20 protein-coding genes are annotated in these 20,805 nt (G+C 67.1%); 5 read left to right on the forward strand and 15 right to left on the reverse strand.

Features of this window, described 5'->3' with window-relative positions; genetic code table 11:
* Positions 1 to 3: 3 nt before the first annotated feature.
* Positions 4 to 864, reverse strand: a complete 861-nt coding sequence (locus GGQ93_RS05550; protein ID WP_183215625.1) for an NAD(P)-dependent oxidoreductase — start codon at positions 862 to 864, stop codon at positions 4 to 6.
* Between the two features lie 123 nt (positions 865 to 987).
* Here GGQ93_RS05550 and GGQ93_RS05555 point away from each other — a divergent pair, with 123 nt between their 5' ends.
* Both GGQ93_RS05555 and GGQ93_RS05560 read left to right on the forward strand, forming a co-directional pair.
* Positions 988 to 1,887, forward strand: a complete 900-nt coding sequence (locus tag GGQ93_RS05555; RefSeq protein ID WP_054765635.1) for a flagellar motor protein MotB — start codon at positions 988 to 990, stop codon at positions 1,885 to 1,887.
* Between the two features lie 114 nt (positions 1,888 to 2,001).
* Complete coding sequence (locus GGQ93_RS05560; protein WP_183215627.1) at positions 2,002 to 2,754, forward strand: arginyltransferase; 753 nt, start codon at positions 2,002 to 2,004, stop codon at positions 2,752 to 2,754.
* Here the strand turns inward: GGQ93_RS05560 and parC are convergent.
* Complete coding sequence (parC, locus tag GGQ93_RS05565) at positions 2,747 to 4,960, reverse strand: DNA topoisomerase IV subunit A (RefSeq protein ID WP_183215629.1); 2,214 nt, start codon at positions 4,958 to 4,960, stop codon at positions 2,747 to 2,749. The genes GGQ93_RS05560 and parC overlap by 8 nt on opposite strands.
* A gap of 148 nt (positions 4,961 to 5,108) precedes the next feature.
* Between parC and GGQ93_RS05570 the strand changes: the two genes are divergently transcribed.
* Positions 5,109 to 6,839 (forward strand): cytochrome c biogenesis protein DipZ, encoded by a 1,731-nt coding sequence (locus GGQ93_RS05570; RefSeq protein ID WP_183215631.1) that lies wholly within the window; start codon positions 5,109 to 5,111, stop codon positions 6,837 to 6,839.
* 8 nt (positions 6,840 to 6,847) lie between these two features.
* Here GGQ93_RS05570 and GGQ93_RS05575 read toward each other — a convergent pair whose 3' ends face one another.
* From GGQ93_RS05575 to GGQ93_RS05615, 9 genes are read right to left on the reverse strand one after another with little or no spacing between them, the layout of a single operon-like run.
* The gene (locus GGQ93_RS05575) at positions 6,848 to 7,237 is read right to left on the reverse strand and encodes a HesB/IscA family protein (RefSeq protein ID WP_183215633.1); all 390 of its coding nucleotides are present in this window, start codon (positions 7,235 to 7,237) and stop codon (positions 6,848 to 6,850) included.
* A complete protein-coding gene (locus GGQ93_RS05580; protein ID WP_182713634.1) occupies positions 7,237 to 7,626 on the reverse strand; it encodes an SUF system Fe-S cluster assembly protein in 390 nt (129 codons plus the stop codon). The genes GGQ93_RS05575 and GGQ93_RS05580 overlap by 1 nt, the downstream gene beginning before the upstream one ends.
* A gap of 4 nt (positions 7,627 to 7,630) precedes the next feature.
* Positions 7,631 to 8,869 carry an aminotransferase class V-fold PLP-dependent enzyme gene (locus GGQ93_RS05585; protein WP_183215635.1) on the reverse strand — a complete coding sequence of 413 codons (1,239 nt, stop codon included), beginning with the start codon at positions 8,867 to 8,869 and terminating at the stop codon, positions 7,631 to 7,633.
* Positions 8,848 to 9,870 carry a Fe-S cluster assembly protein SufD gene (sufD, locus tag GGQ93_RS05590; RefSeq protein WP_183215637.1) on the reverse strand — a complete coding sequence of 341 codons (1,023 nt, stop codon included), beginning with the start codon at positions 9,868 to 9,870 and terminating at the stop codon, positions 8,848 to 8,850. Before sufD ends, GGQ93_RS05585 begins: the two co-directional genes overlap by 22 nt.
* A complete protein-coding gene (gene sufC, locus GGQ93_RS05595) occupies positions 9,867 to 10,628 on the reverse strand; it encodes a Fe-S cluster assembly ATPase SufC (RefSeq protein WP_183216093.1) in 762 nt (253 codons plus the stop codon). The genes sufD and sufC overlap by 4 nt, the downstream gene beginning before the upstream one ends.
* A 2-nt stretch (positions 10,629 to 10,630) precedes the next feature.
* Positions 10,631 to 11,011, reverse strand: coding sequence for a hypothetical protein (locus GGQ93_RS05600; protein ID WP_183215639.1), 381 nt, complete (start codon positions 11,009 to 11,011; stop codon positions 10,631 to 10,633).
* A complete protein-coding gene (gene sufB / locus GGQ93_RS05605) occupies positions 11,008 to 12,474 on the reverse strand; it encodes a Fe-S cluster assembly protein SufB (RefSeq protein WP_183215641.1) in 1,467 nt (488 codons plus the stop codon). The genes GGQ93_RS05600 and sufB overlap by 4 nt, the downstream gene beginning before the upstream one ends.
* Positions 12,474 to 13,613 (reverse strand): cysteine desulfurase family protein, encoded by a 1,140-nt coding sequence (locus tag GGQ93_RS05610; protein WP_183215642.1) that lies wholly within the window; start codon positions 13,611 to 13,613, stop codon positions 12,474 to 12,476. The genes sufB and GGQ93_RS05610 overlap by 1 nt, the downstream gene beginning before the upstream one ends.
* Entirely contained in the window at positions 13,610 to 14,092 is a 483-nt protein-coding gene (locus GGQ93_RS05615; RefSeq protein WP_054765622.1) for an Rrf2 family transcriptional regulator, read from the reverse strand. Before GGQ93_RS05615 ends, GGQ93_RS05610 begins: the two co-directional genes overlap by 4 nt.
* 158 nt (positions 14,093 to 14,250) lie before the next feature.
* On the opposite strand from GGQ93_RS05615, the gene GGQ93_RS05620 reads away from it, so the two are divergent.
* Positions 14,251 to 14,901 carry an alpha/beta hydrolase gene (locus GGQ93_RS05620; protein WP_054765621.1) on the forward strand — a complete coding sequence of 217 codons (651 nt, stop codon included), beginning with the start codon at positions 14,251 to 14,253 and terminating at the stop codon, positions 14,899 to 14,901.
* A 21-nt stretch (positions 14,902 to 14,922) separates the two neighbouring features.
* Here the strand turns inward: GGQ93_RS05620 and GGQ93_RS05625 are convergent, their stop codons facing one another.
* Positions 14,923 to 15,900: a TerC family protein gene (locus GGQ93_RS05625; RefSeq protein ID WP_183215643.1), complete on the reverse strand. Its 978-nt coding sequence runs from the start codon at positions 15,898 to 15,900 to the stop codon at positions 14,923 to 14,925.
* Between the two features lie 186 nt (positions 15,901 to 16,086).
* Between GGQ93_RS05625 and GGQ93_RS05630 the strand changes: the two genes are divergently transcribed.
* Positions 16,087 to 17,400 carry an NAD(P)/FAD-dependent oxidoreductase gene (locus GGQ93_RS05630; protein WP_183215644.1) on the forward strand — a complete coding sequence of 438 codons (1,314 nt, stop codon included), beginning with the start codon at positions 16,087 to 16,089 and terminating at the stop codon, positions 17,398 to 17,400.
* A gap of 10 nt (positions 17,401 to 17,410) precedes the next feature.
* Here GGQ93_RS05630 and GGQ93_RS05635 read toward each other — a convergent pair whose 3' ends face one another.
* The 3 genes from GGQ93_RS05635 to ahpC form a co-directional block, all read right to left on the reverse strand.
* Complete coding sequence (locus GGQ93_RS05635) at positions 17,411 to 18,373, reverse strand: DMT family transporter (protein ID WP_183215645.1); 963 nt, start codon at positions 18,371 to 18,373, stop codon at positions 17,411 to 17,413.
* 68 nt (positions 18,374 to 18,441) lie between these two features.
* On the reverse strand, positions 18,442 to 20,028 hold the full coding sequence (ahpF, locus tag GGQ93_RS05640; RefSeq protein ID WP_054765618.1) for an alkyl hydroperoxide reductase subunit F: 1,587 nt from the start codon (positions 20,026 to 20,028) through the stop codon (positions 18,442 to 18,444).
* Between the two features lie 142 nt (positions 20,029 to 20,170).
* Entirely contained in the window at positions 20,171 to 20,734 is a 564-nt protein-coding gene (ahpC, locus tag GGQ93_RS05645; protein ID WP_152950179.1) for an alkyl hydroperoxide reductase subunit C, read from the reverse strand.
* Positions 20,735 to 20,805: the final 71 nt, after the last annotated feature.

Genomic DNA, 20,805 nt, shown 5'->3' on the forward strand with positions numbered 1-20,805 from the left:
GCTTCAGCTCTTGGGCTGAAGCCGCGCCGCCAGGCTGGAGGTGTCCCAGCGATTGCCGCCCATGGCCTGGACCTCGGCGTAGAACTGATCGACCAGGGCCGTCAGGGCCAGGCGCGCCCCGTTCGACCGCGCCTCGTCCAGAACCAGGCCCAGGTCCTTTCGCATCCAATCGACGGCGAAGCCGAAGTCGAAACGGCCCTGGGCGGCGGTCTTCCAGCGATTGTCCATCTGCCAGCTCTGGGCCGCGCCCTTGGATACCGCCTCGAAGACCGCGTCCGTATCCAGGCCCGCGACCTGGGCGAAATGGACCGCCTCGGCCAGGCCCTGGACCACGCCGGCGATGGCGATCTGATTGACCATCTTGGTCAGCTGGCCCGAGCCCGCCGGCCCCATATGTTTGATCGCCTTGGAATAGGCCGTCAGCGCCGGTTCCACCCGGGCCAGGGCCTCGGCCTCGCCGCCGGCCATGACGCTCAGCTGGCCGTTTTCTGCGCCCGCCTGACCGCCGGAGACCGGAGCGTCGATGAAGACGCGCCCCGCCTCGGCCGCGGCCTGGGCCATTTCCCGCGCCAGTTTGGCCGATGTCGTGGTGTGATCCACGATGACCGCCCCTTCGGCCAGGTGCGGCAGGGCGTCGGTCACGACCGCCCGCACGTCGTCGTCATTGCCGACGCACAGGATGAAGAGCTCCGCCCCCTGCGCCGCCTCCGACACGGTCGCGGCCGCCCGCGCGCCCACGGCCTCGGCCCAGGCCTGGGCCTTGGCGGGGGTGCGATTGAAGCCGACGACCTGATGGCCGGCGTTCACCAGGTGACGCGCCATCGGGGCGCCCATGACCCCCAGGCCGGCGAAAGCGATCTTCATGGCAGGCTCCCGTGTTTCCGCCTTGGACTAGGCTGGGTCGCCCCAGGGTTCAACCCAGGCTGGGGGTCAACGGGCGGTTAACCTTGCCGCGTCATGCTGGCGCGAACTTGCCGGGGTGCGTCCATGTCCGTGAGCGATCGTCCGATCCTCATCAAGAAGGTGAAAAAGGTTTCCGGCGGAGGCCACCACGGCGGCGCCTGGAAGGTGGCCTATGCAGACTTCGTGACGGCCATGATGGCCTTCTTCCTGCTGATGTGGCTGATCAATACGACCGACCCGGAACAGAAGAAGGGCATCGCCGAATATTTCGCCCCCGCCAGCGTGTCCGAAACCACCTCGGGTTCGGGCGGCCTTCTGGGCGGCACGGCGCTGGGCGACGACGGTCCCAAGAGCTCGGGCTCGCAGTCGGTCATCGAACAGCTGGCGCCCGAGGCCCCGCCGGAGACGACCAACACCGGCCCCAGCTCAAACCTCACCTCCGCCAGCGACGCCGCCCTGCAGGCCGAAATCCAGAAGCGCGAGGCGGCCGAGTTCGCCAGTGCGGCGGAATCGCTGCGCCAGGCCATGCAGTCGATGCCGGAACTGGCCGAACTGTCCAAACAGCTGATCGTGGACCAGACGCCCGAAGGGCTGCGCATCCAGCTGGTGGACCAGGAAGGCCGGTCCATGTTCGACAACAACTCGGCCCGCCCCAATGCGCGGGCTCAGGTTCTGCTGCGCGCGGTCGCCAAGGTGATCAACCAGCTGCCCAACCGCATCTCCATCACCGGCCACACCAGCGCCACGCCAGGGTCGAACCGCGCCAGCGGCCCGGCGGACTGGACCCTATCCTCCGAACGGGCCAACGGCTCGCGCCTGGTGTTGCAAAGCGCGGGCGTGGACCCCGATCGGGTCTATTCGGTCGCCGGCAAGGCGGGCTCTGACCCCCTCTATCCCGACGATCCCAGCCTGCCCGGCAACCGCCGCATCGCCATCGTCCTGCTGCGCGAGGCCCCGGTCCTGCCTATGGACACCTCGCTGTGATCCTGAGCGGCTGTGGCGCCCTGGCGCTTGCCGCCGAGCGCTCAATCGCGCCAAATCGCGGCATGAGCGTCAGACCGTCCTATTTTGGGCCAGATCGGGTGCGGACCTAGAGTCGTGACCCAACATGTGCCGACACGCCAGCTCCGGTTCTTCATGACCTCGGTCGCCCCGTGTCCCTATCTGCCGGGCAAGACGGAACGGAAGGTCTTCGCAAACCTGCCTTTTTCGGACGGCGCCCACGTCAATGACGAACTGACCCTGGCGGGTTTCCGCCGCAGCCAGAACATCGCCTATCGCCCCGCCTGCGAAGCCTGCGACGCCTGCGTCTCCGTCCGCCTGCCTGTGCCGGACTTCGCCTTCAGCCGATCCCAGCGCAAGGTTCTGGCGCGCAACGCCGACCTGACGCGCGCCCTGGTCGAGGCCGAGGCCACGACCGAACAGTTCCAGCTGCTGCGCCGCTATCTGACCAGCCGCCACCCCTTGGGCGGCATGAGCGATATGGGCTGGCTCGACTATGTCGCCATGGTCGAGGACACGGCCGTCCGCACCCATCTGATAGAATACCGCCTGCCGTCCGACGACGGCGGCCCCGGCGACCTCGTCGCCGTGACCCTGACGGACCTGCTCAGAGACGGCCTGTCCATGGTCTACAGCTTCTACGATCCGCGTCTTGACCGCCGCAGTCTGGGTCGGTTCGCCATCCTCGACCATGTCCGTCAGGCGGCCCAGGTGGGCCTGCCCTTCGTCTATCTGGGCTACTGGGTCCGGGGCTCGGAGAAGATGGACTACAAGGCCGACTTCCGCCCCCTGGAGGTGCTGGGCAAGCTGGGCTGGATGCGGCTGGAAGACCAGCCGCCCCCTATCTGAACTTCCGCAATCCCCTCGGCCCCTGGCGACCGGCCCCGGCGCGCTTGCCCAGCCAGTCCTTCCAGTCGGGCCAGTTGCGCCGCCGACCGCCGCCGTCGGCCCATTCCGGCCCCTGTTCGGCGTTGAAGACCGTCACATCGGCCAGGCCGCCCTGTTTGAAGCTCTGCAGCTTCACACCCTTGCCGCGCCCCATTTCGGGCAGTTCGGCCAGAGGGAAGATCAAGGTCTTGATGTTCTCGCCGATCGTCGCGACGTGATCCCCCATAGGGCTGGTCGGCACGCGCAGCATGGCCAGCATCTCGCCGTTCAGCACCTGTTTGCCGCCCCGCTTCTGGGCCAGGGTGTCGTCCTCGGGCGCGATGAAGCCGTAGCCGGCCTTTGAGGCGATCAGCAGCTTGCCGCCCGGCTGGTGCGCCAGCAGATTGATGATCTCGGCCTTCTCGTCCAGATCGATCATCAGCCGTAGCGGCTCGCCGTGGCCGCGGCCCGACGCCAGCTTGTCCGCGCCGATGGTGAAGATCCGGCCGTCCGACGCCCCCACCAGCAGCTTGTCCGTCGTATAGGCCGGAACCAGATAGGCCAGCTTGTCGCCTTCCTTGAACTTCAGCTCCGACGGGTCCTCGACCTTGCCCTTGGCGGCGCGGATCCAGCCGCGCTCCGACAGGATGACGGTGATGGCCTCGCGCGGGATGAAGGCCTCGGGGGCCACGAAGGCCGAGGCGTCGACCGCCTCGCCCATCGTCGTGCGCCGCGGCGAGATCAGCGCCTTGCGCACCGCCTCAAGCTCTTTGGAAACAGCCTTCCACTGCTTGCCTTCCGACGACGTAAGCGCCTTCAGATTGGCAAGTTCTTCCGACAACTCCTTGAATTCATTCTCGATCGTCATCTCTTCCAGACGCGCCAGCTGCCGCAGCCGGGTGTCGAGAATGAAGTCGGCCTGGACCTCGGTCAGGCCGAAGCGCGCGATCAGGACGGCCTTGGGCTGTTCCTCCTCGCGGACGATGCGGATCACCTCGTCCAGGTTTAGGAAGACGATGCGCAGGCCTTCCAGCAGGTGCAGCCGCTTCTCGACCCGGGCGATCCGCCATTGCGACCGTCGGTTCAGCACCTCGCGCCGGTGATCCAGGAAGGCCTTGAGACAGGCCTTCAGCCCCATGACGCGCGGCGTGCCGTCGGCGTCCAGCACGTTCATATTGATCGGGAAACGGACCTCGAGATCGGAAAGCTTGAACAGACTTTCCATCAGCATTTCAGGCTCTATGGTCCGATTCTTGGGCTCCAGAATCAGGCGAATGTCCTCCGCCGACTCGTCGCGCACATCGCCCAGCAGGGGCGCCTTCTTCTGCTCGATCAGGTCGGCCAGCGCCTCGATCAGGCGCGACTTCTGCACCTGGTACGGCATTTCGGTGACGACGATCCGCCAGACGCCGCGGCCCAGGTCCTCGGTCTCCCAGCGCGCGCGCAGCCGTACCCCGCCCCGGCCCGTCTCATAGGCGTCCAGAATGGCTGCGCGGCCTTCGACAGCCACGCCGCCGGTGGGGAAGTCGGGTCCGGGGACCAACTGCACCAACTCGTCCGTGGTCGCCTCGGGTCGCTCCAGCAACAGCTGACAGGCGTCGATCAGTTCGCCGACATTGTGCGGCGGGATGGAGGTCGCCATGCCCACGGCGATGCCCGAAGACCCGTTGGCCAGAAGATTGGGGAAACCGGCCGGCAGGACGACCGGCTCCTCGTCCTGATCGTCATAGGTGGGGCGGAAATCGACCGCGTCTTGGTCGATCCCCTCCAGCAGCAGGACGGCGGCCGGGGTCAGCTTGCACTCGGTATAGCGCATGGCCGCGGCGCTATCGCCGTCGATATTGCCGAAGTTCCCCTGGCCGTCGACCAGGGGATAGCGCTGGGCGAAGTCCTGGGCCAGGCGGACCAGGGCCTCATAGATGGAGGCGTCGCCGTGCGGGTGGTATCCCCCCATGACCTCGCCGACGACCTTGGCGCATTTGCGCGCCGCCGCCTGCGGGTTCAGCCGCATCTGGTGCATGGCGTACAGGATGCGCCGGTGCACGGGTTTGAACCCGTCGCGCACGTCCGGCAGGGCGCGATTGGTGATGGTCGACAGGGCGTAGGCCAGATAGCGGCGGCTGAGCGCCGTCTCCATCGGCTCGTCAATGATACGGCCGCCTTCCGGCGGCGGGGCGTGGATCGTCATGGGCAAGCGAATCGGGGATCGGAGGCGCGAAGTCTAGCCCGTTCGACACCGACAGGTCGTCTATCTGTGGGAGATAATCCCCGGCAGAGGTAACCGAAGACGTCTATCCGTCGTATCAGAGCGAACGACAGCCCCCAAGGCCCGCTCCATGATCCTGTTTCTCGTCTCCTATCTGGCCGGCGTCCTGACCATCGTCAGTCCGTGCATCCTGCCGGTCCTGCCCTTCGTCTTCGCCCGGGCTGACCGACCGTTCGTCCGTAACGGCCTGCCCCTGCTGGCGGGCATGGCCCTGACCTTCGCCGGGGTGGCCAGTCTGGCGGCCCTGGGCGGCGGCTGGGCGGTGCGGGCCAACGAGGCGGGGCGCTGGATCGCCCTGACGGTCATGGCGGCGCTGGGCCTCAGCCTGCTGATCCCTGCGGTGGGCGACCGGCTGATGCGGCCCTTGGTGGCGGCCGGGTCATGGTTGACGGACCGCGCGGAGCGGGGCGCCGGCCCCCAGGGCGATGTCCGTTCGTCCCTGTTGCTGGGCGTAGCGACCGGGCTGCTCTGGGCGCCCTGCGCGGGTCCGATCTTGGGGCTGATCCTGACCGGCGCGGCCCTGCAGGGCGCGGGCGTCGGCTCCACCGTTCTCCTCCTGGCCTATGCGGCGGGCGCCGCCACCTCCCTGGCCCTGGCCCTGCTGGTCGGGGGGCGGGTGTTCAAGGCCATGAAGGGCGCGCTCGGCGTGGGGGAATGGGTCAGGCGCGGTCTGGGCGTTCTGGTTCTGGCGGGGGTGGTCGTCATCGGCCTGGGTCTGGACACCGGCCTGCTCACCCGCATCTCGGCCGGCAGCACCGGACGGCTTGAACAGGCCTTGCTGAGCGGCATCGGTCGGGGCGTCCCAACGAACTCAGCGCCGACCGACCTTGCCAACCTGCCGGTCGAGGGGACCATGCCGCCCCTGACCAGCGCCGTCACCTGGATCAACTCCCCGCCCCTCACGCCCGATCAGTTGCGCGGCAAGGTGGTGGTGGTCGACTTCTGGACCTACTCCTGCATCAACTGCCTGCGCGCCCTGCCCTATGTCCGCGCCTGGGCCGAGAAATACAGGGACCAGGGCCTGGTCGTGATCGGCGTCCATACGCCCGAGTTCGCCTTCGAAAAGTCCGAGGCTAATGTTCGAGAGGCCGTGAACCGTCTCGGCGTGACCTATCCGGTCGCCATGGACAACGACTTCGCGGTCTGGCGCGCGTTCAGGAACCAGTACTGGCCCGCCCACTACTTCATCGACGCCCAGGGCCGGATCCGCCACCACCATTTCGGCGAGGGCGACTACGACGGCTCCGAACGGGTCATTCAGCAACTGCTGAAAGAGGCGGGCGCCGCCGACGTCGCCTCTGACCTGGTTCAGGTCCAGGCCCAGGGCGCCGAGGCCGCCGCCGACATGGCCCAGCTCGCCTCGCCCGAGACCTATGTCGGCTACGCCAGGGCCGAGAATTTCCGCTCGCCCGGTGGTTTCGCGCGCGACGCCGTCAAGACCTATGGGCCGGCGGCCTTACAGCTGAACGACTGGAGCCTGGCGGGCTCCTGGCGGGTGACGCGGGAACACGCCGCCCTGACGGCGCCGGGCGGACGCCTGGCCTTCCGGTTCAAGGCGCGCGACCTGCATCTGGTCATGGGGCCGGGTGAAGGCGCCGCCGGGCTACGCTTCCGGGTCCGGATCGACGGCGCCCCGCCCGGACCCGACGCGGGATCGGACATCGACGCCCAGGGCCAGGGCCGCGTCGATCGCCAGCGTCTGTATCAGCTGATCCGCCAAGCCGGCCCGGTGCGGGAACACACGTTCGAGATCGAATTCCTTGACCCCGGCGTCCAGGTCTTCGCCTTCACCTTCGGCTAGAGCATGCCTCAGTCCGCCGCCGCCGGCACGATGGTGACGCTCTCGCCGCAGCCGCAGGCGTCGGTCTGGTTGGGATTGTTGAAGACGAACTTCGACGACAGGCGGGTCGTCTCATAGTCGATCTCGGTGCCGATCAGGAACAGCACCGCCTTGGGCTCGATCAATATGGTGACCCCCTTGTCCTCGACCACCTCGTCCAGGGGGCCGATCTCATCGGCATAGGCGAAGGTGTATTCCTGGCCTGCGCAGCCGCCGTTCTTGACGCCGATCCGCAGGCCGATGTGGCTGTTGTCGGCCTTGTCCAGGATTTCGCGCACGCGCGCGGCGGCGGCGTCCGTCAGGGTCACGACCTTGGGGCGCGGGCGGCGGGGACGGGATGTGGTTTGAAGTTCGCTCATCAGAACATGTTCAGGGCCAGCTTGGCCTCGTCGCTCATCTTGGAGGCGTCCCACGGCGGGTCGAACACCAGATTGGCCTTGGCGCTGCGGACGCCCTCCACCTTCTCCACCGCCGTCTCGACCCAGCCCGGCATTTCGCCGGCGACGGGACAGCCCGGCGCAGTCAGGGTCATGTCCACCACCACGTCGCGGTCGTCATTGACGTCCACCCGGTAGATCAGCCCCAGCTCATAGATATCGACCGGGATTTCCGGATCATAGACGGTCTTCAGCGCCCCGATCAGATCCTCGGTCAGCCTGTCCAGCTCGGCCTGAGACAGGGCGCTCTTCTGGGGTTCGGCCCAGGCTTCCTTGAAGGCGTCGCTGTCTTGAATAGGGTCGTCTGTCATGGCGTTACACGAAGAAGTTCCGCGCCTTGATCAGCGCATCCACGAAGGCGTCGGCATCCTCCACGGTGTTATATAGGGCGAAGGAGGCGCGGGTGCTCGACGTCACCCCCATTCTTTTCGCCAAGGGCTCGGCGCAGTGCAGTCCGGCCCGCACCGCCACCCCGTAACGGTCCATGATCTGGGCCACATCGTGGGCGTGGGCGCCCTCGACGGCGAAGGTCAGGATCGCGCCCTTGCCTTCCGCCTGACCCAGGATCCTCAGCCAGTTCTGCCCCTGCAGGCGATCAACCGCATGCTGGTACAGCGCATGCTCATGCGCCTGAACCGCTGCCCGATCATATTGGGTCAGCCATTTCAGCGCCACGCCCAGGCCGATGGCCTCCAGGATGGGCGGCGTCCCCGCCTCGAACCGATGAGGCGGCTTGGCGTAGGTTACGCGGTCCTGCTCGACCGTCTCGATCATCTCGCCCCCGCCCTGATAGGGCGGCAGGGCCTCCAGCGCCTCGGCCTTGCCGTACAGGGCGCCGATGCCGGTCGGACCGAACAGCTTGTGGCCGGTCAGCACATAGAAGTCGCAGTCGATCGCCTGCACGTCCGGCGTCGCATGGACCGCCCCCTGGCACCCGTCGATCAGCACCTGCGCCCCGGCCGCATGGGCCAGACGGCTGATCTCGGCGACGGGATTGATGGTGCCCAGCACGTTCGACATATGGGTGACGGCGACCATCCGCGTCTTGGGCCCCAGCAGGTCGGCATAGGCCGCCATGTCCAGCGAGCCGTCGTCCCTGACCGGGATCCATCTGATCACCGCCCCGCGCCGCTCCCGCAGCAGATGCCAGGGCACGATGTTGGAGTGATGCTCCATCTCCGAGACGATGATCTCGTCGCCCGGTTGGATTTGAAGCCCCAGCCCATTGGCCACCAGATTGATCGCCTCGGTGCCGCCCTTGGTCCAGACGACCTGTTCGGGGCTCTCGGCGTTCAGGAAGCGGGCCACGATCTCGCGCGCCTTCTCGAAGGCCTCGGTCGCCTCGTTCGACAGGGTGTGCAGCCCGCGGTGGACATTGGCGTAGCCGCCCTCCATCGTCGCTGTCAGGGCATCGATCACCGCGCGCGGCTTCTGGGCCGAGGCCGCATTGTCCAGATAGACCAGCGGCCTGCCGTTCACCTGTCGCGACAGGATCGGGAACTGCGCCCGGACGGCATAGGGATCGAAGGTAGTCACAACCGAGCCGTCAGCCATTCCCGCGCCACCTCTCTCGCGCCCTCATGCTCGATCCGGTCGATGACCTCGATCAGGAAGGCCTGGGTCAGCAGGGCGCGCGCTTCCTCGGCCGGAACCCCGCGCTGCTGCATGTAGAACAGGGCGCTCTCGTCCAGCGCCCCGACCGTATTGCCGTGGGCGCACTGCACGTCGTCGGCGTAGATGATCAGTTCCGGCTTGGCGTCGATCTCGGCCCGTTCGGAGGCGATCAGGGCGTGGTGCCCCATCCGCGCATCCGTGCCGTCGGCCCCGCGCTCGACCACGATCTTGCCCTGAAACACGCCCCGCGCCGTGTCGCGCGCCACGCCCTTGATCAGCTGGCTGGTCGCGCCGTCATGCTCCATGTGCCGCACCACGCTGGTCAGGTCGGCGTGGCGCGATCCGTTCAGCAGATAAAGACCGTCGGCCTGGACCTGTGCGCCCTGGGCGAAATGGGAAATCCGGGTCTCGATCCGTTGCAGCCTGGCTCCGGTGGCGATGACGGTCTGGCGATAGACGCCGCCGGCCTCGACCTTCACATGGGCTTCGGACACGGAAATCGCGTCCTCCGGCTCCTCGACCAGAACGACGCGCGTCACCTCGGCCCCGGCCGCCACGTCCAGCTCCAGCGTATTGTGGGCGACATAGGCCGAGCCCGCGCCCTCATGCGTCTCTAGAAGCAACAGCTTGGCGCCCGCCCGCGCCGCCACCCGCGCGCTCGCCGTATGGCCCGTGCCCACGGCGTCGGAGATGTAGCGCAGCCGCAGCGTCTGCTCGCCCGAGGCGATGAAGTCGGTCACGCCCACGGCCCGCCCGTTGGCGAAGACGACAGCCTCGCCGCCCAGGTCATAGAAGGGCCCCGGCGCGCCCACCGTCGCCGTGCCCGACGGCGCCGGCGCCTCGCGCAGATAACGCTTCAGGTCGCTGTATTTCCACGCCTCATCCCGCCGCGACGGAAAGGTCGAGGCGTCGGTCAGGTCGATGGCGAAGGTCGCGCTCACGCCGCCCCCTCAAGCACCGGCGGCAGGTATTTGTCATACCCCTCCGCCTCCAGCTGCAAGGCCAGTTCCGGCCCGCCCGAGGCCACGATCCGCCCCCCCGCCAGCACATGGACCCGGTCCGGTTTGATATAGTCCAGCAGGCGCTGATAGTGGGTAATGACCAGCATGGCCCGATCGGGCGAACGCAGGGCGTTGACCCCTTCGGACACGATCCGCAGGGCGTCGATGTCCAGCCCCGAATCCGTCTCGTCGAGGATCAGCAGCGACGGCTCCAGCAGGGCCATCTGCAGGATCTCCATCCGCTTCTTCTCTCCGCCGGAGAAGCCGACGTTCAAAGGACGTTTCAGCATGTCGAAGTCCATCTTCAGGCTTCGGGACGCCTCGCGGACCAGCTTCAGGAAGGCCGGCGCCGCCACCTCCTCCTCGCCCCGCGCGCGCTTCTGCGCATTCAGCGCCGTCCGCACGAAGGTCAGGGCCGGGACGCCGGGAATCTCGATCGGATACTGGAACGACAGGAAGACGCCCTTGGCCGCCCGCTCGGCCGGCTCCAGCGCCAGCAGGTCCTCGCCCGCCCATTCGACCGCGCCTTCAGTCGCCTCATATCCGGGCCGGCCCGACAGGGCGTAACCCAGCGTCGATTTGCCCGCGCCGTTCGGCCCCATGATGGCGTGCACTTCCCCCGCCGGCACTTCGAGCGTCAGCCCCTTGAGGATCGGCTTGTCGCCGACGGAGACGTGGAGGTTGGATATAGTCAGCATCGTCAAACAGTCTCTTCCAACGGCAGGATCGCGCCTTCGGGCATTGTCCAATTCGTGGGGATATGGTCAAAATCGCCACCGCATATCGTCCGGCCGTCCGGCCCGAATGCGATGAATATCCAGCGAGGCGGATCGGGAAAGCCGTGCCAGACGCGCTCCATCAGAATCCAGCTCTCGTCATCGGTCTCGACAGCCGCGACGAGAAAGTCCGCGTACGTTTTCAGCGTCCTGTGAGCTTCAAACGCCTTTTGCTCGGTTGACGTCGGCGTCCGCCATTCAACCGTACGCCTCAGGCGCTCGTTGGCGCGCTTGTCGTTCATCAGGCCTGATGACGGCGCCCCCTTCGTGACCTTGTTGGCGAACCCCGCCCGTCGATCCGTCATCCGACCGAGCCTTCCAGACTGATCGCCACCAGCTTCTGCGCCTCGACGGCGAACTCCATCGGCAGTTCCTGCAGCACGTCACGGACGAAGCCGTTGACCAGCAGGGCCACCGCCTCTTCCTGCGACAGGCCGCGCTGCTGGGCGTAGAACAGTTGGTCGTCCGACAGGCGCGTCGTCGTCGCCTCGTGCTCCAGCTGGGCCGAGCCGTTGCGGGCCTCGATATAGGGGATGGTGTGTGAACCGCACTCCTTGCCGATCAGCAGACTGTCGCACTGGGTGAAGTTTCTCACCCCCGTCGCCTTCGGATGCACCGAGACCAGGCCGCGATAGGTCGAGTCCGATTTCCCCGCCGACACCGCCTTGGCGATGATCCGCGACTTGGTGTTCTTGCCCAGGTGGATCATCTTGGTGCCGGTGTCGGCCTGCTGATGTCCGTTGGTGATGGCGATGGAATAGAACTCGCCCGAGCTGTCGTCGCCCTTCAGGATGCAGGAGGGATATTTCCAGGTCACGGCCGAACCGGTCTCGACCTGGGTCCATGACACCTTCGACCGATCACCCCGGCAGTCGGCCCGCTTGGTGACAAAGTTGTAGATGCCGCCCTTGCCCTCGGCGTCGCCCGGATACCAGTTCTGGACCGTGGAATATTTCACCTCGGCGTCGTCCAGCGCCACGATCTCGACCACCGCCGCATGCAGCTGGTTCTCGTCGCGCATCGGCGCCGTGCAGCCCTCAAGGTACGAGACGTAGCTGCCCTTGTCGGCGATGATCAGGGTGCGCTCGAACTGGCCCGTCTGCGAAGCATTGATGCGGAAATAGGTCGACAGCTCCATCGGGCAGCGCACGCCCGGCGGAATGTAGACGAACGACCCGTCCGAAAAGACCGCACTGTTCAGGGCCGCAAAATAGTTATCCGAGACCGGCACCACCGACCCCAGATATTGTCGCACCAGCTCAGGATATTCGCGCAAGGCCTCGGAAATCGGCATGAAGATCACGCCCGCCTTGGCCAGTTCCTCCTTGAAGGTGGTGACCACGGACACGCTGTCGAACACGGCGTCCACGGCCACGCGCGGCGCGCCCTGCACTCCCGCCAGAACCTCCTGCTCCTTCAGCGGAATGCCCAGCTTCTTGTAGACGTCCAGGATCTCGGGATCGACCTCGTCCAGCGACTTCGGCCCTTCCTTCTTCTTCGGCGCGGCGTAGTAGAACAGGTCCTGATAATCGACGGGCTCGTAATGAACCGCCGCCCAGGTCGGCTCCTCCATCGCCAGCCAGCGTTCATAGGCGGCTAAGCGCCATTCCAGCATCCATTCCGGCTCGCCCTTCTTCTCGGAGATGAAGCGCACGATGTCGGCGTTCAGACCCCTGGGGGCGAACTCCTGCTCCACATCCGAGGTGAAGCCGTACTTGTACCGTTCCAGTTCGGCGACGGTGTCGATGGTTTCCTTGACGGCGGCCATCAGGCGACCTCTCTCACGCGCGCGGCGGCGCGTGCCTTGTGTTTGGTCCAGGCGTCCACCCAGGCGTCGGCGAACCGCGCCCAGTCGCCCTCGGTCGTGCCCCAGCCGCCGGAGACGCGCACGCCCCCCGTGGCCAGCCTATTCAGTCCCATCGCGCTGATCGTCTTGGACGGCTTGACCTTGCCCGAGGAACAGGCCGAACCGGCGGACACCATGATCCCGGCCAGATCCAGGGTGATCAACTGTTGCGGGCTGTCCCAGCCCTCGACGGCCAAAAACAGGGTGTTGGGCAGGCGATCGGCGCCCTCGCCGATGATGGTCGCCCCGGCCGCCTTGACCCGCGCCTGGGCGGCGTCACGCCAGGCCGCATGCGAAGCGACTGTCTCCAGATCGCGCGCGGCGCAAACGGCGGCGACGCCGAACCCGGCGATCCCGGGCCCGTTCTCGGTCCCGGCGCGCAGGCCCCGCTCCTGCCCCGCCCCGTGCAGGATGCGCACGCCCGACACGCCTTCCTTGAAGACCAGGGCGCCGACGCCCTGGGGGCCGCCCAGCTTGTGCGCCGACAGGGTCAGGCTGTCCGCCCCCAGAGCCCGCATATGGACAGGAATCTTGCCCGCCGACTGGATGGCGTCGACGTGCAGCCAGCCGCCGGCGGCCCGCACCAGGGCCGCCGCCTCCGCGATCGGCTGGATCACGCCGCTTTCATTGTTCGCATGATGGATGGCGACCACCGCCCGACCGGGCCGCGCCAAGGCCTCGGCCAGCCAGGCCAGATCGACCACCCCGTTCGCATCGACCGGCAGAATCTCGACCGGCGCGCCTGCCGCCGCCGCAGCCTCGGCCACGCACGGATGTTCGGTCGCCGACACGATCAGCCGTTCGCACCCGGCCGCCAGGGCGCTGGCGATCGCTTGCGCATTGGCCTCGGTACCGCCCGAGTTGAACACCACCGCCGTCGGATCGGCGCCGACCAGTTCGGCGACCTGGGCGCGCGCCGTCTCGATCCGCGCCCGCGCCCGACGGCCGGCGGCGTGGACCGCCGACGGATTGCCGTTGTCGGCCAGGGCCTTGGTCATGATCTCCAGAACCTCGGGCCGCACCAGCCCTGAGGCGTTGTAGTCCAGATAGACCGCGCTCATGCCGCCGCCTCCACCGCCACGGGCGGATCGACATGCTGGCGTCGCCGGCCGGTGCGGTTCATCACCACATCCTCCAGCGAAACCCCGGCCAGATAGCGATGGATCTCATCGCCCAGATCTTCCCAAAGGTTGTGGGTGATGCAGCGCTCGCCGGCCAGCATGCAACCCTTGGGTGTTCCGTGCGCCACGCACCGGGTCGCGCGGATCGGCTCGTCCACGGCCAGCACGATTTCCGCCACCACCGTCTCATCCGCCCCCTTGGCCAGGCGATAGCCGCCGCCGGGCCCGCGCACGCTCTTGACCAGGCCGCTCTTGCGCAGCCGGGCGAACAGCTGCTCCAGGTAACTCAGCGAAATCTCCTGCCGCGCGGCGATCTCGGCTAAGGAAACCGCCCGGATTTCCCCGCCCGCGCCGCGTCCATTCTTCGCCAGATCGGCCATCGCCATGACGGCGTATCGTCCCTTGGTCGACAGACGCATATCGCACCTTCAAAAATTGCGCGCTTTCTGGGGCTCTTGTGTTAGAACCCGCGCCTTCGCAAAGGCGGCGCGCTTGCGGAGGGACTTAGAAAGTCCCACCTCCGCGGTCAAGTATTACGCTCACGCGAAATGACAGTTGAACGGATTCCAGAGCCCCTATGCCTGAAGTCATCCTGCCCGGCGCCTCCGGTCGCATCGAAGGCCGCTATTCTCCGGGCAAGCGCCCGAACGCCCCGATCGCCCTGATCCTGCACCCGCATCCCAAGGCGGGCGGCCATATGAACAACCCGGTCGCCGTCACCCTGCACCAGTTGTTCCAGCAGCGCGGCTTCGCCACCCTGCGCTATAATTCGCGCGGCGTCGGCAAGTCGCAGGGCGAGTTCGATTCCGGCATCGGCGAGCTGGCGGACGCGGCCACGGCGCTGGACTGGCTTCAGGCCAACAATCCCGGCGCCAGCCAGACCTGGGTCGCGGGCTATCAGTTCGGCGCCTATATCGGCATGCAGCTTCTGATGCGCCGGCCCGAGACCGACGGCTTCATCTCGGTCTCGCCCCCGTCGAACATGTACGACTTCAGCTTCCTGGCGCCCTGCCCGGCGTCGGGCCTGTTCCTGCACGGCACGGCCGACACCATCGTCCCGCCCGTCGAGGTCGAGCGGGTGGTCAACAAGCTGCGCACCCAGAAGGGCATCGTCATCGACTATGAGCTGGAAGAGGGCGCCAGCCACTTCTGGCAGGATCATATGGCCGCCGTGGATCGCCGCGTCGGCGCCTATCTGGACAAGCGGCTGGAAGAAAAGCCGGCCTGAACCTCAGGCCGGCCGCTCGGTTCACCCGGGTTTGACGTCCGATCGCGTCCGCCACAGCGAATAGCCGACGCCTGCGGCCAATATGACCGCCGTCACGCTCAGCGAGACGGCGGGCGGGATCTTGTCCAGTCCCATCAGGGGCGCGGCGATCACCTTGCCGCCGATGAAGATCAGCAGCACGGCCAGGGCCTGTTTCAGATAGGCGAAGCGGTGGATGACCGCCGCCAGGGCGAAATACAGCGCCCGCAGGCCCAGAATGGCGAAGATGTTGGACGTATAGACGATATAGGGGTCGGTGGTGATGGCGAAGATGGCCGGCACCGAGTCCACCGCGAACACCACGTCCGCCAGTTCGATCATCACCAGGGCGAGAAACAGCGGCGTGACGTGCAGCGCCGTCCGGCCCGTCTTGTTCGGCTGACGCACGAAGAAGGCGTGCCCATGCAGGGTCTCCGTCACCGGCAGGCGGCGACGCAGCCAGGCCAGCAGCCGATTGTCGGCGATGTCCTGCTCATTCTCGTGACGGGCGGCGAACATCTTGATCCCGGTGAAGACCAGGAAGGCCGCGAACAGATACAGCACCCACTCATAGCGGCTGACCAGGGCCGCCCCGCCTGCGATCATCAAGGCCCGCAGGACGATCACCCCGACGATGCCCCAGAACAGCACCCGGTGCTGGTAGATGCGCGGTATGGAAAAGGCCCCGAAGATCATGGCGATGACGAAGACATTGTCCATCGCCAGGCTTTTTTCGATCGCAAAGCCGGTCAGATATTCCAGCCCCTTTTCCGACCCCAGCTCCCACCAGACGAAGCCGCCGAACGCCAGGGCGATCGCAATGTACATCGAGGACAGCAGCAGGCTCTCGCGAACCCCGATTTCATGATCCTTGCGGTTCAGGACGCCCAGGTCGAGCGCCAGCAGCAGGGCCACGATTCCGATAAAGCCGACCCACATCCATGCGGGCTGGCCCAGCCATTCGGCCAGCAGAAAATCCACGTCTACCTCCATCAATGTCGAGAGGCGGCCGACATCGCGATCGGAAGGGATCGCCAGAGGGGCCCGGATCGCCGCCTCTTATGGCTAAGACAGAGCCGATATGGCGTCAACGGGCGCGACAAACGGTCTCGCCGGGTCCACATAGGGGCCAGTGGAACCCTGCCGATAAGGCCTCGCTAGATCCCCATGACGCAAACCGCTTCCTCCCCTGCCGCCGCGCCGCGGCCCGTTCATGACATCGTCATCATCGGCGGCGGCGCAGGCGGGCTTGAGCTGGCCGCGCGCCTCGGTCGTCGGTTCGGTGCGCGCGAGGGACGCCGGCGCGTCCTGCTGATCGACCGCTCCATCTTCCACCTGTGGAAGCCCAGCCTGCATGAGGTGGCGGCCGGATCGCTGGACAGCCATCAGGAGGGGCTGTCCTATCCCGTCCTGGCGCGCCGCAACCATTTCAGCTTCGCCTTCGGCGACCTGACCGGGCTCGATCCGGCGAACAAGACTCTGACCCTGGGTGAAATCCGCGATCAGGACGGCGCCGTCCTGGTGGCCCCGCGCACCCTGGCCTTCAACACCCTGGTGCTGGCGATCGGCAGCGGTTCGAACCTGTTCAACACGCCGGGCGCGGCCGAACACGCCCATCTTCTGGAAGACGTCGCCGACGCCGAGGCTTTCAACAAACGTTTGACCAGCGCCTTCCTGGCTGCGGCCTATTCGGATGATCGCAGGCTGAGCATCGCCATCGTCGGGGCCGGCGCGACGGGGGTGGAGCTCTCCACCGAACTGATCGAAGGCCATGACGAACTGTCTGCGGGCCTGACGCCGGACCAGAGGTTCGACATCGACGTCACCATTGTGGAGGCGGCGCCCCGCATCCTGGGCGGTCTTCCGGAACGGGTCTCGACCAAGGCGGCCCAGGCCCTGGAGGCCAAGGGGGTGAGGCTGCTGACCGACGCCAAGGTCCAGGCCGTCCATGCCGACCGGCTGGAGACGTCCAGAGGCGCGGTCCCCGCCGACCTGATCGTCTGGGCCGCCGGGGTCAAGGCCGCCGAGACCAACCGCGACCTCGGCCTGACGACGGGACGTCTCAATCAGTTCGTCGTAGACGACCGGCTGCGGACCTCCGCGCCCGACATCTACGCCCTGGGCGACTGCGCCGAAGCGCCAGGCCCCGAGGGGCGCCCGGTCCCCGCTCGCGCCCAGGCGGCCGCCCAGCAGGCCGCTTATCTGGCCCAGGCCCTGGCGGACCCGGCTCGCGATCCCGGCCCCTATGTCTATCGCGACCGGGGGTCGCTGGTGTCGCTGGGCGGGGACCGGGGCGTGGGATCGCTGATGGGCAATCTGAGCGGGCCGAACTTCCTGATCGAGGGGCTGATCGCCAAATGGGCCTATATGGCCCTGCACCTGGACCACCACCGGGCCATTCTGGGCGTCCGTCGCACCGTCATCCTGGCCTTGTCGCGGCTACTGCACCGCCGCGTCTCGGGTCGGCTCAAGCTGCACTGAGCCGCCGTGATCAGTGCGGCGGCTCCTCCGCGCCGCGTGGCGGGGCGTGGGCGCGCACGCACCAGATGACGCTGACGATCATCATCAGTATGGCCAGTATCTCCACCAGGGCCGGCCCCCGCCCCTCCCAGACATAGCCGTAAACGAAGGCGAACACCGTCTCGAAGACGATCATCTGGCCCAGCATGGACAGGGGCAGGCGGCGGCTGGCCTGGTTCCACAGGGCGTTGCCGATGATGGAGGCCAACAGGGCCACGCCCAGGCAGACCCCCGCCAGATGCAGCCACTGCCCCCCGCTCCAGTCCTGGGCGGTCCAAACCGCCGGGACCGCCAGGATCAATGCCAGGCCGCCGGTCACGACGCCGGTCAGCAGGGACCAGTCATGGGGCGAGACCTCGGGCAGCCGCGCCATCCAGCGGCTATTGCCCACCGCATAGGCCGACCAGGACGCCAGGGCGCCCACAGCGCAGACCAAGCCGATCAGGGCCTGAGCCCCCGTCGGTCCCTCCGCCCCCGCCTCCCCCTGACTCAGGGCCCGCCAGCCGATCAGGGCCACCGCCAGGGCGGCCAGGACGATGGGGGGCGCCGCGCGCGACAGGGACGGTCCGCTGCGGTCTCTCAGTCCCCACAGGGCCACCACCACCGGCACCATGCCGACGATCAGGGCCGAGGCCGCCACCCCGGCCAGATGCACCGCGACCACGACAAAGGCGAAATAGACCAGATTGCCCGCCAGGCTCAGCCAGACCAGGGCGCGCCATGTCCGCCCCTCGATCAAGGGCGCCAGCCGCCGCCAGCGCGGGGCGATCAGGACGGCGGCGATCAGCCCATAGGCCAGATAGCGCCCGGCCGTCAGCAGCAGGGGCGAGGCCTCGGGCGCAAACTTGGGCGCCAGGAAAACCAGCCCCCACATCGCGCCTGCGCCCAGGCCGGAGGCGACGCCCCACAGCCGGCCCGAGGATGCCGCCGTCATATCGCGCTCCGCCTTAAACCTGGCCTGCGCTTACACGGTTCGCCTTACAGCGAAAACCGCCCTGGACGTCAGGCCGCCTCGACCGCCTCTTCGGCCGGGACGGTGCGGATCATATAGTCGAAGGCGGCCAGCCCTGCCTTGGAGCCCTCGCCCATCGCCACCACGATCTGCTTATAGGGCACGGTCGTCACGTCGCCCGCCCCGAAGACGCCCGGCTGAGACGTCTCGCCCCGGTGATCCACTTCGATCTCGCCGCGCGTCGTCAGAGCGACGGCGCCGTGCAGCCATTCGGTGTTCGGCACCAGGCCGATCTGGACGAAGACGCCTTCCAGATCGACGTCGTGATGGGCGTCGGAGTTGCGGTCCTTATAGACCAGGCCCGTCACCTTCTCGCCGTCGCCGCGCACCTCGGTCGTCAGGGCCGAGGTCACGATCCGCACGTTCGGCAGGGTCGCCAGCTTGCGCTGCAACACCGCATCGGCCCGCAGTTCGCTGTCGTATTCGATCAGGGTCACATGGGCCACGATGCCCGCCAGGTCGATCGCCGCCTCGACGCCGGAGTTGCCGCCGCCGATCACCGCCACCCGCTTGCCCTTGAACAGCGGCCCGTCGCAGTGCGGGCAATAGGCCACGCCCTTGTTCTTGTACTGGTCCTCGCCCGGCACATTCATCTGGCGCCAGCGGGCGCCGGTCGACAGGATGACGGTGCGCGACTTCAGGCTGGCGCCGTTCTCCAGCACCACCTCGTGCAGCCCGCCCGGAACCTTGGCCGGGATCAGCTTGGCCGCCTTCTGCAGGTTCATCAGGTCCACCTCATATTCGCGGACATGCTGTTCCAGATGGGCGGCCAGCTTCGGCCCCTCGGTGTGCGGCACCGAGATGAAGTTCTCGATCGCCATGGTGTCCAGCACCTGGCCGCCGAACCGTTCGGCCACGATGCCGGTGCGGATGCCCTTGCGCGCCGTATAGATGGCGGCCGCCGCCCCGGCCGGTCCGCCGCCGACCACCAGCACGTCGAACGGGTCCTTGGCCTTCAGCCGCTCGGCGGCCCGCGCCTCGGCGCCCGAATCCAGCTTGGCGACGATCTGCTCCAGCTCCATCCGGCCCTGGCCGAACAGTTCGCCGTTCAGGAAGACCGTCGGCACGGCCATGATCTTGCGCTCGTCCACCTCGTCCTTGAACAGGCCGCCCTCGATGGCGACGTGTTTGATGCGCGGGTTCAGCACGCTCATCAGGTTCAGGGCCTGCACCACGTCGGGGCAGTTCTGGCACGACAGCGAGAAATAGGTCTCGAACACATAGTCGCCCTCCAGATCCTTGACCTGCTGGATCACCTCCTGCGCCGCCTTGGACGGATGGCCGCCGACGTGCAGCAGGGCCAGCACCAGCGAGGTGAACTCGTGGCCCAGAGGAATCCCCGCGAACCGCACCCCGATGTCCGTGCCCTTCCTGCGGATCAGGAAGCTGGGCTGGCGTTCGTCGTCATAGTCGCGGCCCATCTCGACCTTGCCGTGCGAGACCGAGACGATCTCCTCCAGCAGGGTCTTCAGCTCCTGCGACTTGGGCCCGGCGCCCAGCGACGCGATCAGTTCGACCGGATGGACGATGTTCTTGAGGTAGCTCTCGAGCTGAGATTTCAGATTGGCGTCCAGCATGGGGCAGTCCTCGAATTCCAGGGTGACGCGCCGCCTTCGAGCCGATCCCGGCGAGGCTTGCGCGATAGGGTCCGGCCCCCACGAAACAGGGCGGCGGCCGGGTGGGTCCGACCCGAAGGCCGGACCCGATAGGCGTTCCGTCTTAGATCTTGCCGACGAGGTCGAGCGACGGCGCCAGGGTGGCTTCGCCCTCTTCCCACTTGGCCGGGCAGACTTCACCCGGATGCGCGCGCACATATTGCGCGGCCTTGACCTTGCGCAGCAGTTCGGCGGCGTTGCGGCCGATGCCTTCCGAGGTGGTCTCGGTGAACTGGATCACGCCGTCCGGATCGACCAGGAAGGTCGCACGATCGGCCAGGCCCACGCCCGGACGCATGGCGTCGAAGTTGTTGGTCACCTGACCCGAGGGATCGCCCAGCATGGTGTAGGTGATCTTGCCGATGGCCGGCGAGGAGTCGTGCCAGGCCTTGTGCGAGAAATGGGTGTCGGTCGACACCGAATAGATTTCAACGCCCAGCTTCTGGAACTCGGCGTAGTTGTCGGCCAGGTCTTCCAGCTCGGTCGGGCAGACGAAGGTGAAGTCGGCCGGATAGAAGAAGAAGATCGCCCACTTGCCCGCCACATCGGCCTCGGTGACGGTCAGGAACTTGCCGTCCTTATAGGCCTCGGCCGTGAAGGGTTTGATGGTCGTGTTGATGAGGGCCATGCAGGGCTTCCATTCCGTTGGGAGGTTGGGGAGGCCCGCTTCCTACCGCATCGCAGCAGATAAGCCCAATC

Source organism: Brevundimonas aurantiaca, from assembly GCF_014199955.1.
In the GTDB taxonomy this organism is placed as follows: domain Bacteria; phylum Pseudomonadota; class Alphaproteobacteria; order Caulobacterales; family Caulobacteraceae; genus Brevundimonas; species Brevundimonas aurantiaca.